The following is a 13,805-nucleotide window of genomic DNA, read 5'->3' on the forward strand; positions in this document are numbered from 1 at the left end:
TTAGAATGGTTTTTCTATGAAAAAAAGTAATCGGATTGATGAATTCTTTTCGTTTTTATGCGAAATGGTGTTGAATTACTTTTGGAAAATAAAACTTTAAAACCGGAATTAAAATGGAAGCACAGATTAAATACTATGAAAATAAATTAGCCTTCGAAATGGATCCGTCTGATTTGTTTGATGCACTGAACAACGGAGAAAAAGTGATCGTAATTGATGCCCGAAAAGCATTTGGTTTTGAAGCAGAACATATCCCGACAGCGATTAATATTCCGCATCGTGAAATGACATCAGAAAGTACCCAACATTTGGACAAAGAGGTTTTGTATGTTACCTATTGTGACGGAATTGGTTGTAATGCCTCAACAAAAGGTGCGCTGAATATGACGAAACTTGGATTTAAGGTGAAAGAATTAATTGGAGGAATCGAGTGGTGGAAGTTTGATGGTTATGCAACCGAAGGGACAAACGGAATAAAAGCAGGATTGAAAATTGAATGTGCCTGTTAAAGAAAAAGGGCAAACTTTAATACAAAAGTTTGCCCTAAATTATATTTTAAGATTCAATCAGGGTTTTTAAAGCCTGTATAATTGGATTTTCTTCGCCTTGAGGTTCTTCCTGAACTGCTCCCGGACGATTATCTTCCTGAATTATTTCCAGTTTAACTTTGTTATTTTCTTCAGATAAAACATAACTCATAATGAAATAATTCTCAGGTTTGTCTTCTAATTCCGGTCTTGGAAAAAACAATGAATATTTGACTTTCTGGTTCGGAATAACTTCAAGTACAGTTCCCCATTGTTCAAAAACCTGACCTTCCCATTCATTTCGAAACCGTATTTCACTGCCGGTTTTCCAATTTGTAATTAAATCACTTCCATATTGCCATTGTTTGACTAATTCTGGTTGTGTTAGTGTGTTCCAAACTTTTTCTATTGGAGCGTTCAATAATACGGTAGAAATATTTGTTGCCATTTTATTCTATATTTATATTGTTCTCTGCTGCAATTTTTCTGAAGATTTCTTCTTTGTTTTCTTTCTTCATTTTTTGATAAATAGCGCCCATTAAGGTTTCAGTATCTTTTGCATAATCTGATTTGTCAATGGTATAAATTCGGTGTGCCTTAAAAATCTGATCCAGTGCTTTTTCATCTTCGTTGAGAGCCATGTAATTTTTTCCGACTCCAAAATAGCCTTCGGCATTATTAGGCTGATATTTTATGAGTTTCTCATAATATTCAATCGCTGTTTTATAATCTGATTTTAGGGTGTAAACCACGCCAATATTCATTAAGGCATATTCGCCTTCCGGATATACATCCAAAGATTTTTTATAAAATTTTATCGCGTTATCATAATCTTCCAGTTGTCTGTAACAAACAGCAATATCATCAAGTGCCAAAACAAAGTTTGGGTCTTGGTTTAATGACAATTGCAAGCCTTCGATAGCGAGTTTGTACTTTTTATCACGCATAAAATCTTTTGCAATTATATAAGAGTTTTGCGCATTTTTATTTTTAGAATCGGCATAAAAAACATCTGATCTGCTTTCTGGTGCTTTAGGCAGAACCTGCGGGCAGGTTTTGCTCACTGCTTCGTCTGATTTTTGAAGCAGGCTTTTTATTCCTTCAACCGTATTAATTCCTTCTCTAACCTTGGCATCTTTATCAGTCATAATAACCTCAGTCATAGAATTGGTGAGGCAATCTCTATATATCGTTTCGGTTATGTCTTTACTTTTTTGCAGGCAACCGCAAGTTTTCTTTGCTATTTTTTCTTCTAAGGTTTGACTATTAGCATTGAAAAAGCTTACAATGGTTAAAAGCAGAAATGTTTTTTTCATAATGAGTTGGTCTGGTTAGAACGGGTCTTTTTTGAAATGTTGTTATTCTGGTTTAACAGCCGGTTTTAAACTGTCTTTTACAACAGTAGCAGTATCTTTTACTATCGTTGCAGGTGTTAAGGCAGCTGCTGGTGCCGTATATCTTTTTATTTTTTCCTGAATTAAAACAGCGTCATTCAAAACAAAAGGAGTTGGCATCATCCAGTCGCTTCGTGGTTTTACTTTAAGTAAAGGATTTGACATTAAATCGAAAGAGCTTTCTATTAAATCCATATCAAAAACTGAGGATTTGTTGATGTAAAATTCCATTACAAGTGGTTCATTGGCCACAACATAATAGCATAAGATTTTCATGCCCTCACGTTCTAATTGATTCCCTTTTTGTCCCGAAGTTGAAACTCCATTGGCTTTAAAGTTAAAGAACGTCATTTTTGGATTGGCATAAATATCATAACGGTTTACTTTTCTGTTTGGGGTGATTTTTATTTTCAGGTATCTGTTATTACCTACAACACTGTCTTTCAGGAAGGCAATTGTTGGTCTTGGAATATCGACTACAGGAGCGATAGCACTGTAAGTAAATGCGGAATTGTATTTACTGGCAATTGGCAGCGCATTTAATCCAACAGCTTTTTGATTTTTTTCTCCTAAATATGTTTTAGTCCACTCGTCTAAGTTTACGTCGTAAGTGGTCCAGACTGCAGAATTGGTGTTGGCATTATAAACATATAATAAACTGTTTGATTTTGCTTTACCGTGTTCGTAACCTGAATGATAACCTGCATAAATAAAAAAGCCAATTGATACAGCAAAAAAGAACATTGTCCAGGCCCCTTTTTTAAAGAAGTTTCCAAATATTGGGAGTAATAATCCAAAAAGTAAAACGGTTAGGATAGCACTTCCAAAAAGAATTTTAAGTCCTAATCCTATTGGGAACATAACAATAAATGGCGCTATAATAGCTAAAGCGGGAATGCTAAATAATAGATTTAAACCTAAGCTGTAATGTTGTGTGAGTACAAAAACACCAAATAAGAGAACTCCGAAATAAACCGGAATAATCAGGAATCCTGCGCCGGTAAGGCTATTGGCAATAAAAGCATTAATGATGATCCAAAGCAATAAAGGAGCAACAAAGTGGTTCATCGTGATTTTTGCATCCGAAAAATGATGGTAGAAGGCAAAAGAAATTGCAATACTTAAAGCCACAAAAGCACCAATGTAGGCATGACCATTATAAGTAAATCCGTTAAGTAAGTCTGAATATTGTGGATAGATCTGCAGAACGATTTTCCATCCTAAAAAAGTAACCAATCCTGAAATGATCAGTGAGCCCAAAAGCGGAACAAAGCCTCTGAAAATTTCCCTGAATGTGATAACACGTTTGGCTTTTCCGATAAAGATAAAAAGAATCAATAAACCTAAAGCGATAATAGTCATTGGGAGAACCCAGGAAAATGGATAGCTTATGAAGGAGAACGGAGCGCTAAAATAAACATCATCTTCTGTAGAATTGGTCGCATTTAAATCTGTATTCGAGAAGTATTTTAATAAAGGCATCAAATAGGTTCCCTGATGCGCGAGTGTTGTTTTGTTTAAATGCTGGACATCGTCCTGCTGAGTGTGATAGTTGTAATGACCATCAATAAAGGCGAAATTAAATCCCTGAATATTGCCTTGTTTTCTAAAAACAGTAAGATCAGTATCATTTGGAAGCATTTTGTAAATGCTGTACATTAATGAATTTGAAACAGGATAGGTCGTTTTTGCTTTCGAAAATTCTTTTACTAGTGCTTCATTTCCTTTATTGGTTTCCATCAGCATATAACTTGGGCCTGAAGAACCTCTGGCTTCAAAATTAATAACCAAACCAACATCTTTTGCCCACGGATGTTTATTGACAAAGAGTGCTGCACCGTTTAAACCTAATTCTTCGGCATCTGAAAACAGAATTATAATATCGTTTTTATGCGGTTGTTTAGCATATAAAAAAGCACGAATTCCTTCCAGAATAGTAGCAACTCCTGAAGCATCGTCGCTGGCACCTTTAGAAAAAGAATGCGGTGCGCTGTCGTAATGAGAAAGTAATAAAAGCGCTTTTGTATTGTTAGTACCTTTTATTCGGGCGAGAATGTTTTTTGATTTTACCAGAAGACCTTTATCATTTAGTGTAAAACCTTCCTGTGTCGAAGTTTCTAATCCAATGCGGTTGAGTTCAAGTTTAAGATAGTTGGCTACGAGTTCATGGTTAAGTGAACCAACATAGTGCGGTTTTTGGGCAATAATTTCAACTTGATTTAGGGCTCTTTCTGTTGAGAATTCAGCAAGAGCCTCTTCATCTTTTGAAATCCATTGCGGCATCATGGTGGCATAGATAATACCAAGAATGGCTAAAACGCATACGATGGCTAGAATTGAGGTCTGGTTTTTTTTCATGATAAATAAGTACTAAATTTCTTTTTTCACAAGCATAAAATAATCATTGTCTAAAGATCGATATCCTTGATCATACAGGAAATAGTAGGTGTTTCCTGTTTTGGTGTGCAAGATATTGGTAAAGAAATCGAAATCAAAACCTTTATTTATCATTTTATCCCGTGTTGCTTTAGATTTTCCATCTGTGTTTAGTTCCGACAAAATACGGTAATTTTTTCGTAATTTGTTGTTTACATTTCTCATGAAATTGTTACTATCCTTGTTTATTTTATTGTTGTAGGCATTTCTGCAACTATCCGAACAAAACTTTTTATCTTCTCGTCCTACAATTCTTTCAGAACACTCGAGGCATGTTTTCATGATTCAAACTTTTTAATTTCATATAAATCAGTTCTTCTGTCTTTTAGTATTCGAACACTTCCATGTTCGTGAAGTTGTTTTAGTAAATTCAGGTCAACATCAACAATCAGGGTCATCTCAGTATTTGGCGTTGCCTCAGCCTTGATGCCATTACTTGGAAAAGCAAAATCTGAAGGAGTAAAAACAGAAGCCTGTGCATACTGAATGTCCATGTTGTTTACTTTTGGCAAGTTACCTACACAACCTGCAATGGCAACGTAACACTCGTTTTCGATGGCACGCGCCTGCGAACAGTGTTTTACTCTGGTGTAAGCATTTTGAGTGTCGGTCAAAAACGGAACAAATAGAATATTCATTCCTTCGTTGGCCAGAATTCGGGATAGTTCCGGAAATTCGACATCATAGCATATTAGAATTCCAATTTTGCCACAATCAGTATCAAAAGTCTTAAACTGTGAACCGCCTTTCATTCCCCAATGCTGTACTTCGTTTGGCGTAACGTGAATTTTGGTATACATTTCTGAAGTTCCGTCTCTTTTGCATAAAAAGCCAACATTGTATAAATTACCATTTTCTAAAAGTGGCATACTTCCGGTAATAATGTTGATGTTATAGGAAATGGCGAATTCCTGAAAGCGGTTTCGAATTGGATCAGAATATCTGGCAAGTTCACGAATGGCTTCTGCTTCAGACAAATGATTGTAATCGGCCATTAAAGGAGCAATGAAAAGCTCCGGAAATAGAGCAAAATCACTTCCGTAACCGGAAACAACATCAATAAAAAACTCTGCCTGCTCAAAAAATTCTTCCAGATTGTTTAATTGACGCATTTGCCATTGTATCAATCCGAGACGTATAACGCTTTTTTCGAGATTAATAAGCTTCGGGCTTTCATCATAATATACATTGTTCCATTCTAAGAGAACGGCAAATTCTTTTGATTCTTCGTCACCTTCCAGATAATTCTTGATGATTCGCAATACATGAAAATCATTGCTTAACTGAAAAGAGAGTACAGGATCGTGTAATTCTTTGTGTTTTACTTTTTCAATATAATTTTTTGGGGTCAGCTTTTTAGCATGTTGATTGTAATTAGGAATCCTTCCTGCAAATACAATGGCTTTCAGGTTTAATTGTTCGCACAATTCTTTTCGGGCATCGTACAAACGTCGGCCTAAACGTAGTCCGCGATAATTAGGATGTATAAAAACATCTATTCCGTACAGGATTTCACCATCAGGGTTGTGAGTTGAAAACGTATAATCACCAATAATTTGTTTGTAATTATGTCTTTTGTCTACTAATTTTTCGTCGACAATAAGGGATAATGCTGAGCCAACAACTACACCATCAACGAGAATGACCAATTGTCCTTCGGGAAATATAGAAAGTAATCTTTTAATATCATTAGATCTCCAATACGAGTTCGCCATTTCAGGATACGATTCGACCATTGAATTTTTCAATTGTTGATAATCATCGAACTCTAAATTTCGTAACTCAACTTTTTTAATTTGTGTCTGCATATCGTAAGGTTTATCTCAAATATACAAAATAACTTATCCATTTACAAACGCTTACAAATAATTACAACCGAAAGTAAACAGTTGGTAACCGAATATTTTCTGCCGACTCCCGCATCTTTGCAATGTTGAATTTGACGAACGAATTCTTTATATGAACATTTAAATAGTATACGCCATGAATGCAATGAAAAACAGAGTACAACTAATTGGTAACGCAGGAAGTGACCCGGAAGTTAAAACATTAGAAAACGGAAGAAAGCTTGCTTACTTAAGTATCGCCACAAATGAATCTTATAAAAACGATAAAGGCGAGAAAATAGAACAAACCGAATGGCATCGTGTAACTGCCTGGGGCAAAACTGCCGAAATTATTGAAAAATATGTGGTAAAAGGCAAAGAAGTTGCCGTAGAAGGAAAATTAACCCACAGAAGTTACGATGATAAAAACGGTGAAAAAAGATACGTTACCGAAGTTGTAATCAACGAGATTTTGCTGCTAAGTAAATAAGGTTCGAACAGATTTAATATACCCGATAGTTTTTGATTTAACTATCGGGTTTTATGTTTTGAAGTAAGATGCCACTATAAAACAGAAGCACCATTTATATCGGTTGAAAGAACTTCGCTCATATAATCAAAAAAAGGTCTCATTTTTTTGAATGTGTCTAAAGCCTGTTCTAAAAAATCAGGACTTAATACTTCCTCGTCTGTAAAACGTTTAATAATCAAAAATTGTTTGTAACGCAGCAAATCGATGGTTTCATGATTAATGTCAAAACCTTTTGGGGCTGTTTTAAGCTGTTCGCCTTGCAGGGTTCCAAATGTGCTGATAAAAGATTTTGAACGTAATATTTTCTGGAATGATTCAGGATCGTGGGCAAATTCACTTCTTATGCGTTTTAAATCGGCAGCGTTTGGTCCCCAGAAGCCACCGGCAAAAAAACTGTTGCCTTTTTCCAGGTGAAAATAATAACCACCACGTCTGGCACTTGTTGCCCGTGTATAACTACCGCCCCAAAAAATTTTAAAAGGCGTTTTGTCTTTAGAAAAACGAATGTCACGGTAAATTCTATAAACACTTTTTTTACCCGAAGAGGTTTCCAGAACATCAGTTTTAGAAAGTTCCTGAAGCAAGGCTCCTGCGAAATTTTCAATGTGATTTAATTCGATTAAATATTTGGGTTTATTTTCATCAAACCAGGGTTTGTTGTTGTTTTCTTTGAGCTGAACTAAAAAGTCAAGACTAGACTTGGGTATAATAACATTGTTTTCCATAGTAAAACGTTGAGGCTTTTTTAAGTTTTTAAAACGACTGCAATTTAAACTAAAAAACCCACCAATTTTTTGGTGGGTTTTATGTATATATTTTTAAGCAGTTTTTTTGAATAAATCAAACATAGGACAGCGTGAACAGCGTTTCTTCTCGCTTTTTTTATATTTCTCACAACATGAAGATTTGCAGTTTTCCAACTTTTTAATCTTATCAAGGATAACAGCGTTTTTCTTTTTCTTTTTATCCTTTTTTTTCTCCTTGTCTTTTTCTTTCTTGCCCAATTTTCCTCTGTATTATAAAAACAGAGGCAAATATAAACCAAAAAAGTTATTTTTAAATATTCTAAATAAACTTTAACTTTTTTTATTTTGGATTAATAGCAATCGAACTAGTTACTGTTAATTGCTGAATATCACGATCAAACAAATAAAGCCCTCCTTTGTCATCTCCAATCAGATTAATTTTATCCAAAATAGATTTAGCAGTAGCTTCTTCTTCAATTTGTTCAGAAACGTACCATTGCAGGAAATTATGAGTTGCATAATCTTTTTCCTCAAAAGTAATATGTACCAATTCGTTGATAGATTTCGAAACAAAAAGTTCATGATTATAAAGTTCCTCAAACATTTCTTTAAATGTAGAATAAGATGTTTTTGGTGCTTTTAGGTCGGTAACGTGAGCGTGTCCTCCGCGTTCATTTACATACTTAACCAATTTAAGCATGTGTGCACGCTCTTCATCTGATTGTGTATACATGAATTGAGCGATTCCCTCTAATCCGTGTACTTCAGCCCAACAAGCCATAGAAAGATAAGTTTGCGAAGATTCTGCTTCTATGCGTATTTGCTTATTTAAAGCCGTTTCAATATTTTTTGATAGCATAATGATGTCTTTTTGGTAAAGTTAGAAAAAATAATCCATTCCGTTTTTTGGAAACCGCGAAAACATTACACATTTGGATTAATTCTCAATAAATTTAAGGCCTTTTTAAAGGGAAAGATTTTGAAAAAACAGCCTTATTACTAATCGGATTTCCGCTGTCTTCTCTCATAAAACCATCTGTAAATTTTCGAATAGTATATTGTTTTAAAACAGTATCATAATAAGTCAGGACAGAATAGTCTTTTAATTTCAGGATATTCTGAAACGATACATCTTTATTGAGGCTTAAGAAATAGAAAATGTTGTCAATAGCCAAAGGTTCAGACTTTTCACCGGTTATGAATTCTAAATCAGAGTTTAGTACAGAATCAAAATAGACCATTTTGCTTTGACTATACTGCCCTTGTCTTCCAAAATCATCATAAGCATTATTTAGCCCGTAATTAAAATCGGAAACGATATATTCTATATAGCCGCCAAATGTTATCAGGTTTGTATTTTTGCTTTTCAAAACAGAAATTCCGGCACTTAAATTAGATAATTGCTTTAAAAACTTACCCGTAGTTTTTAATTCTTGTGGCTTGTTGTCGTTTATCTGAAGATATAAAGGCGAATTTTTAAAACGAATTGTATCATTTTTTGACAGAGCAATATTTTTAATCGTTTTTCCGGAATCAAAATCTTTTATATTAAGTAAAAACTCATCTTTGCTCGCCTTGATTTGAAAGAGTTTGTTTTCGTTGTAAAAAGAATTTGATGTTCTGGTTGGTGTTTTAGAGACAGGCTGATCAAAGTTTTTTTCTGTAACCTCAGAAGTTTCCATGTCTAGATCAAAAACCTGTGTCTTTTTTAAGTTGTAATCAAATGTTAGAATGATTCGGTTATCCAGGACATACATTTTGTTTATACTGCTGGTTTTACTCAGAGGATTAAAATCGTCAGACTCTATTTTTTGGATAGGAAAATAACGGAGTAATGAACTTAAGCTAAATTTTAATCCTCTTTCATTTTGGAACAAAAATGTAGAGAAGTCAAACATTTTTATTTCACATTTTCCATTTTTAAATTCATAAAGAAGAAGATGCTGATTGCTCTTTTCTTTTCCAAGAATGTAAAAAGTATTATTGTTTTGAAATGTTGTTATGACAGATTCAATATTTTCAGGAAAAGTAAAGTTTAGAGTTTTAGAAGTTTTATTCTCCAGATAATACTTTGTAATTAGAATCGTATTTGATTTTCCTGTACTCCAGTAAAGTGATGGGTTTCCATCATCACTGATACTGCTGCCAATTAACCATCTATTTGAAGCATCGTTTATAGAATCGGTAAACTGAGTCGTTAAGAAAAAGTTTTTATTGTATTTTAAAATGTTGATGTTTTTAGAATCAACGGCAAAAACATATACATCGTGAGTTTTTGCATCTTCTGCATTCAGGATTTGATTGTTTACATCAGTTGTTTTTAAATCTAACGGATAAGTATTTAATATCGTTTGACTTAACAATACAGATGGAGAGGCTAAAAGAAAAAAAAGTAACAGTTTTTTCATGAGTTAACGGGCACAAATATTATTCCAAATTTTATTAAAGTTACTATATAAAAGTGAAATAACAATTGTAAAGGGTAAAATCATAAAAAAAAGCCCAAAAGAAATTCCTTTTGGGCTTCACCTTTTTTGAGGTTTAATTATTTTACTTTAAAAGTAACTCTTCTCGCTAATCGTCTCGCTTCGTCTGAGTCTTTTTGGATAGAAGTATCTGCTCCTTCAGGAATTACATTTAATCTTGAAGATGCAATTCCGGCTTTTTCTAAAATAGTTTTTACACTATTTGCTCTGCTGCTTGACAACTTATCATTGTACTTAGAAGTTCCAACCTGATCAGCATGGCCAATTATATCAAGAGAAGCCGAAGGGTTTTTTCTTAAATAACTTAAAACAACATCAATTGCTCCTGTTGAGTTTGCTATTGGTGTCGATTTGTTGAAGTTGAAATAAACACTGTAGTATCTGTCGTTGATCATTTCTTTTACAACATCTTTGTCATTTACTATTGTTGTTGTAACAGGTTTTTCTACGATAACTTGCTTCTCAGGAGTTTTTTTAATCTGAGCTTCAAGATCTGCTACTTTGCTTTCTAATGCCGAAAGATCAGTATTGTCTGCAATTGGAGTAACAGTCCAGTCAGCATGTTTTGCATTTTTACCTAAATACACTTGTAAACCAACTGTTCCGTTAAACAAAATTCCGGTAAAACCTCTTGAATCTCCAACAGTAGCACCATCAAAAGTAGCTTGTTGAGAAGCATTTAAAATAGTAGTAAAATCACCAGTTAAGGCAAGTCTGTTTGATAATCTGATCTGACCTGTTACACCGGCAATAAAATTACCCATCCTGTCTTTAACATGTAAATCTTTGTTTTCTAACTGAGCCAAACCAAAACCTGCGTGTCCTAATAAACCAAATGTATTAGTCCAGGTTTCAAAATTCATGATTCGTCCCAGATTGGCTACAGCTTGTAAATCGGCTCTGTAATATTTTGAATCAAAATCTACCGAACTGTTGTTTCCGGTAAAGCTGTTATAGCCAAAGTCAGCTTTTAAACCAAATTTGTTATTAAACATATAACGAACTCCTAAATCACCAACCCACGGACTTGGAGTGCTGGTAGCATAATTGGAGGTCATTGGTCGTTGAGGTTTGTTTACTCCTCCGGCTAATTCTACAGACCATTTGTTGTAATCTGTTGAACTTTTTTCTGTTTGTGCATTTGCATTGGCCAGCGCTAAAGCAAACGCCAAAGTCATGACAATTTTTTTCATTACAATTTGAATTTTAAATTTTATCCAAACCAACGAATTTATTGTAGCTAAGCTTACCCAGAAAAGGACATTTAAGTAACAGAATAAGATTAAATTTTATGTGTAAAAGAAATGCTATTTATTTAACAAGTCCTGAAAACAGTCTACAAACTGCCCAACATGTAAACCATCCATTAAACCATGGTGTACGTGAACAGACATGGCAATGGTTCTTTTTCCGGTTTCAGAAGTCATCATTTTTCCAAATGAAATTTTAGGGCAACTATCTGGATACGAATAACTTCTTGCATGCGAAAGCGAAGTGAAATTTAACCACGGAATGGCCGAAAAATGGATAACATTATCATCATCAAAAGACCTTGTAAAGAGACCTGTTGTGCTTTGAACACGTTTGATTTCTGCCTGTGCATTTTGTACAAAAACATCAAAATCAGGACTATATTCGATTAAAGAAAAGCCAAAAGTACCATCCTCACGACCAATTGTAGCCGAAACATCGACACGATTGTTGATATAAATGCTGTTTTCTGAAATTCTATATTTAAAATTTTCGATCGAATTTACGGCAACTAATGTTTTGTGTAAGTAAAAAATGAAAAAAGAAACATTCAGTTCTTTAGCCGTTTGATACGCTTTTGTACAATCGATTTCTACCGTTGCGCCAAAAAATGGTTCTTCCATCTGGCTAAAGTGCAGAAAATGTTCTTTTCTATTCCAGTTTTCTAAGTCTAAAAGTGTTTTCATTATGATAAGTTCTGAAGTACTTCGGTAATATTTTCAAACGAACTAAAATGTTCGTGTTCTACTTTATGATTGATTTTTTCATGTTCCCAGGTCGTATGAAACGGAATGTGAACGGCATAACCGCCAATTCCTAAAACAGGTAAAACATCAGATTTTAAGGAATTTCCGATCATTAAAAATTCGTGTGCCTGAATGTCTAAACGACCTAATAATTTCCCATAATCAATTTCCTGTTTGTCTGACATTACTTCGATATGGTGAAAATAATGCCCTAAACCGGAACGGTGTAATTTGCTGTGCTGATCTTTTAGATCGCCTTTTGTGGCAACAACCAATTTATATTTTCCGTGTAAAGATTTCAGGGTTTCTTCAACTCCGTCCAGAAGTTCGATTGGTTTTTCGAGTAATTCTTTTCCGTATTGAATGATTTTTTCGATGACTTCTATTGGAATAGTTTTATTCGAAATGTTCATCGCCGCTTCGATCATTGAAAGAATATAGCCTTTGATTCCGTAACCGTATAAAGGCAGGTTCTCGATTTCGATTTTGAATAATTCCTGTGAAATACCCTGATGCGAAAGATAATCTTCCATCAAAGCACAAAATTTATGTTCAGTTTCCTGAAAATAGGGTTCGTTGACAAACAAAGTGTCATCGGCATCAAATGCGATTACTTTTAAATTGGGTATTTTGTTTTTATGTAACATGATGTTTTTATTTCAGGTTTGAAGTTTTTTTGTTTCAGGTTTTTTAGCCACGAATTCACGAATTAAACTAATTTTTTTGTCACAGATTATTGAGATAAAATGATTTTAAAATCTGCTCAAATCTGCTGAATCTGCGTGATATTTTTTTTAGCCACGAATTATACTAATTTTTTTGCCACAGATTATTGAGACTAAAATGATTTTAAAATCTACTCAATCTGCCATCCCAATAGCTATCGGAGCGGAAACTTTCTAATCTCAGTTTTTAGAAAAAAGCCTTTTCAAAGAAATCGTTTTATCGTAAAACGTAATTCGGATTCCGAAGAGTAAAATGATTCCGCCAAAAACCATTTGTAAAGTTATTTGTTCTTCCAAAAACAACCAAGCTAATATGGATGTAATTACAGCCTGACTCAATAAACTTAACGAAACTCTCGTGGCGCGCATGTGTTGTGTGGCATAACTAATCGAAAGCCAGGCACATAACTGACACATAACTGCCTGAAGAACCAATACAAACCAGCCTGTATCTGAAAATCCTGTAAAAGGTTCATTTAAAACATAACAAAGTATGCCTAAATAGATACTTGAAGCAATTAGATTAATCGTCATAAAAGATAAAACATCAACTTGCGAAAGGACATTTTTACTTACTAAAAGATAAATCGAATATAGGATTCCGGATAAAACAGCAAACAGAAATGCCTGATTGAAATTCAGATCAATAAAAAACTCAAAACCAACTAAAGTTATCATTCCGAAAAGAGAAACAACAGTTCCAATCCAGAAATTGGTTGCAGGTTTTGATTTTAAAAAGAAAAAAGAACCAATACCCACCCAAAGCGGCGATAAATTGGTTAGCAACGAAGCTTGTGTAGCACTCGAATCCTGAATGGCAATATTCCAAACAGCAACATCTGAGGCAAATAAAATACCGCATAGTGCTGCCAAAAGTGTAAATTTTAGCGTTGGAAGTTTAAAACTTTTACTTAAAAGAACATAAGGCAAAAGTAAAATAACAGCGAAAAACATTCGGTAAAAAGCCGAGATTAATCCCGGGGTTAGTTTCAATTTAACCAATATTGGAAATATCGAAATACAAAGTATGCCGCAGATTAAGGCTAATCTTGGTTTGGTGATTTTCATTGGACGTATTTAATCTTATATTATTTTTTCAAAGATACTTCACAAAGAGAATACTTTGAAAGCAAAAA

The 13,805-nt window shown here is 34.1% G+C and carries 15 protein-coding genes; 2 read left to right on the plus strand and 13 right to left on the minus strand.

Annotated elements, in window-relative coordinates; translation table 11 throughout:
• The first annotated feature begins 113 nt into the window (after window positions 1-113).
• Window positions 114-509 (plus strand): rhodanese-like domain-containing protein, encoded by a 396-nt coding sequence (locus A4F88_RS07165; RefSeq protein ID WP_068841897.1) that lies wholly within the window; start codon window positions 114-116, stop codon window positions 507-509.
• 46 nt (window positions 510-555) lie between these two features.
• On the opposite strand, the gene A4F88_RS07170 is transcribed toward A4F88_RS07165, so the two are convergent.
• From A4F88_RS07170 to A4F88_RS07190, 5 genes are read right to left on the minus strand one after another with little or no spacing between them, the layout of a single operon-like run.
• Window positions 556-975: an SRPBCC family protein gene (locus A4F88_RS07170; RefSeq protein ID WP_068841898.1), complete on the minus strand. Its 420-nt coding sequence runs from the start codon at window positions 973-975 to the stop codon at window positions 556-558.
• Window position 976: 1 nt separating this feature from the next.
• Complete coding sequence (locus A4F88_RS07175) at window positions 977-1,843, minus strand: tetratricopeptide repeat protein (protein WP_068841899.1); 867 nt, start codon at window positions 1,841-1,843, stop codon at window positions 977-979.
• A gap of 42 nt (window positions 1,844-1,885) precedes the next feature.
• Window positions 1,886-4,279: a M28 family peptidase gene (locus A4F88_RS07180; protein WP_082815716.1), complete on the minus strand. Its 2,394-nt coding sequence runs from the start codon at window positions 4,277-4,279 to the stop codon at window positions 1,886-1,888.
• 12 nt (window positions 4,280-4,291) lie between these two features.
• Window positions 4,292-4,639: a hypothetical protein gene (locus tag A4F88_RS07185; protein WP_068841900.1), complete on the minus strand. Its 348-nt coding sequence runs from the start codon at window positions 4,637-4,639 to the stop codon at window positions 4,292-4,294.
• Complete coding sequence (locus A4F88_RS07190) at window positions 4,636-6,165, minus strand: carbon-nitrogen hydrolase family protein (RefSeq protein ID WP_068841901.1); 1,530 nt, start codon at window positions 6,163-6,165, stop codon at window positions 4,636-4,638. The genes A4F88_RS07185 and A4F88_RS07190 overlap by 4 nt, the downstream gene beginning before the upstream one ends.
• Window positions 6,166-6,340: 175 nt before the next feature.
• Between A4F88_RS07190 and A4F88_RS07195 the strand changes: the two genes are divergently transcribed.
• A complete protein-coding gene (locus A4F88_RS07195) occupies window positions 6,341-6,673 on the plus strand; it encodes a single-stranded DNA-binding protein (protein WP_068841902.1) in 333 nt (110 codons plus the stop codon).
• Between the two features lie 74 nt (window positions 6,674-6,747).
• Here the strand turns inward: A4F88_RS07195 and A4F88_RS07200 are convergent, their stop codons facing one another.
• The 8 genes from A4F88_RS07200 to A4F88_RS07235 form a co-directional block, all read right to left on the minus strand.
• Window positions 6,748-7,440, minus strand: a complete 693-nt coding sequence (locus A4F88_RS07200) for a DUF2461 domain-containing protein (RefSeq protein WP_068841903.1) — start codon at window positions 7,438-7,440, stop codon at window positions 6,748-6,750.
• Between the two features lie 93 nt (window positions 7,441-7,533).
• Window positions 7,534-7,719: a hypothetical protein gene (locus A4F88_RS07205; protein ID WP_068841904.1), complete on the minus strand. Its 186-nt coding sequence runs from the start codon at window positions 7,717-7,719 to the stop codon at window positions 7,534-7,536.
• 82 nt (window positions 7,720-7,801) lie between these two features.
• Window positions 7,802-8,320 carry a ferritin gene (locus A4F88_RS07210; protein ID WP_026727442.1) on the minus strand — a complete coding sequence of 173 codons (519 nt, stop codon included), beginning with the start codon at window positions 8,318-8,320 and terminating at the stop codon, window positions 7,802-7,804.
• 94 nt (window positions 8,321-8,414) lie between these two features.
• Window positions 8,415-9,869: a hypothetical protein gene (locus A4F88_RS07215; protein WP_068841905.1), complete on the minus strand. Its 1,455-nt coding sequence runs from the start codon at window positions 9,867-9,869 to the stop codon at window positions 8,415-8,417.
• Window positions 9,870-10,006: 137 nt separating this feature from the next.
• Entirely contained in the window at window positions 10,007-11,140 is a 1,134-nt protein-coding gene (locus A4F88_RS07220; protein WP_068842317.1) for an OmpA family protein, read from the minus strand.
• 114 nt (window positions 11,141-11,254) lie between these two features.
• Window positions 11,255-11,884: a chloramphenicol acetyltransferase gene (locus A4F88_RS07225; protein WP_068841906.1), complete on the minus strand. Its 630-nt coding sequence runs from the start codon at window positions 11,882-11,884 to the stop codon at window positions 11,255-11,257.
• Entirely contained in the window at window positions 11,884-12,591 is a 708-nt protein-coding gene (locus tag A4F88_RS07230; protein WP_068841907.1) for an HAD family hydrolase, read from the minus strand. The genes A4F88_RS07225 and A4F88_RS07230 overlap by 1 nt, the downstream gene beginning before the upstream one ends.
• Window positions 12,592-12,849: 258 nt before the next feature.
• Window positions 12,850-13,737, minus strand: a complete 888-nt coding sequence (locus tag A4F88_RS07235) for a DMT family transporter (RefSeq protein WP_068841908.1) — start codon at window positions 13,735-13,737, stop codon at window positions 12,850-12,852.
• Between the last annotated feature and the right edge of the window lie 68 nt (window positions 13,738-13,805).

The organism is Flavobacterium chilense, assembly GCF_001602525.1.
GTDB lineage: Bacteria > Bacteroidota > Bacteroidia > Flavobacteriales > Flavobacteriaceae > Flavobacterium > Flavobacterium chilense.

Coding starts and splice junctions, on each gene's coding strand:
- A4F88_RS07180 (WP_082815716.1), bottom strand. CDS start 4,279: ATGAAAAAAAACCAGACCTCAATTCTAGCCATCGTATGCGTTTTAGCC.
- A4F88_RS07220 (WP_068842317.1), bottom strand. CDS start 11,140: ATGAAAAAAATTGTCATGACTTTGGCGTTTGCTTTAGCGCTGGCCAAT.
- A4F88_RS07170 (WP_068841898.1), bottom strand. CDS start 975: ATGGCAACAAATATTTCTACCGTATTATTGAACGCTCCAATAGAAAAA.
- A4F88_RS07230 (WP_068841907.1), bottom strand. CDS start 12,591: ATGTTACATAAAAACAAAATACCCAATTTAAAAGTAATCGCATTTGAT.
- A4F88_RS07195 (WP_068841902.1), top strand. CDS start 6,341: ATGAATGCAATGAAAAACAGAGTACAACTAATTGGTAACGCAGGAAGT.
- A4F88_RS07175 (WP_068841899.1), bottom strand. CDS start 1,843: ATGAAAAAAACATTTCTGCTTTTAACCATTGTAAGCTTTTTCAATGCT.
- A4F88_RS07190 (WP_068841901.1), bottom strand. CDS start 6,165: ATGCAGACACAAATTAAAAAAGTTGAGTTACGAAATTTAGAGTTCGAT.
- A4F88_RS07225 (WP_068841906.1), bottom strand. CDS start 11,884: ATGAAAACACTTTTAGACTTAGAAAACTGGAATAGAAAAGAACATTTT.
- A4F88_RS07235 (WP_068841908.1), bottom strand. CDS start 13,737: ATGAAAATCACCAAACCAAGATTAGCCTTAATCTGCGGCATACTTTGT.
- A4F88_RS07200 (WP_068841903.1), bottom strand. CDS start 7,440: ATGGAAAACAATGTTATTATACCCAAGTCTAGTCTTGACTTTTTAGTT.
- A4F88_RS07210 (WP_026727442.1), bottom strand. CDS start 8,320: ATGCTATCAAAAAATATTGAAACGGCTTTAAATAAGCAAATACGCATA.
- A4F88_RS07185 (WP_068841900.1), bottom strand. CDS start 4,639: ATGAAAACATGCCTCGAGTGTTCTGAAAGAATTGTAGGACGAGAAGAT.
- A4F88_RS07215 (WP_068841905.1), bottom strand. CDS start 9,869: ATGAAAAAACTGTTACTTTTTTTTCTTTTAGCCTCTCCATCTGTATTG.
- A4F88_RS07165 (WP_068841897.1), top strand. CDS start 114: ATGGAAGCACAGATTAAATACTATGAAAATAAATTAGCCTTCGAAATG.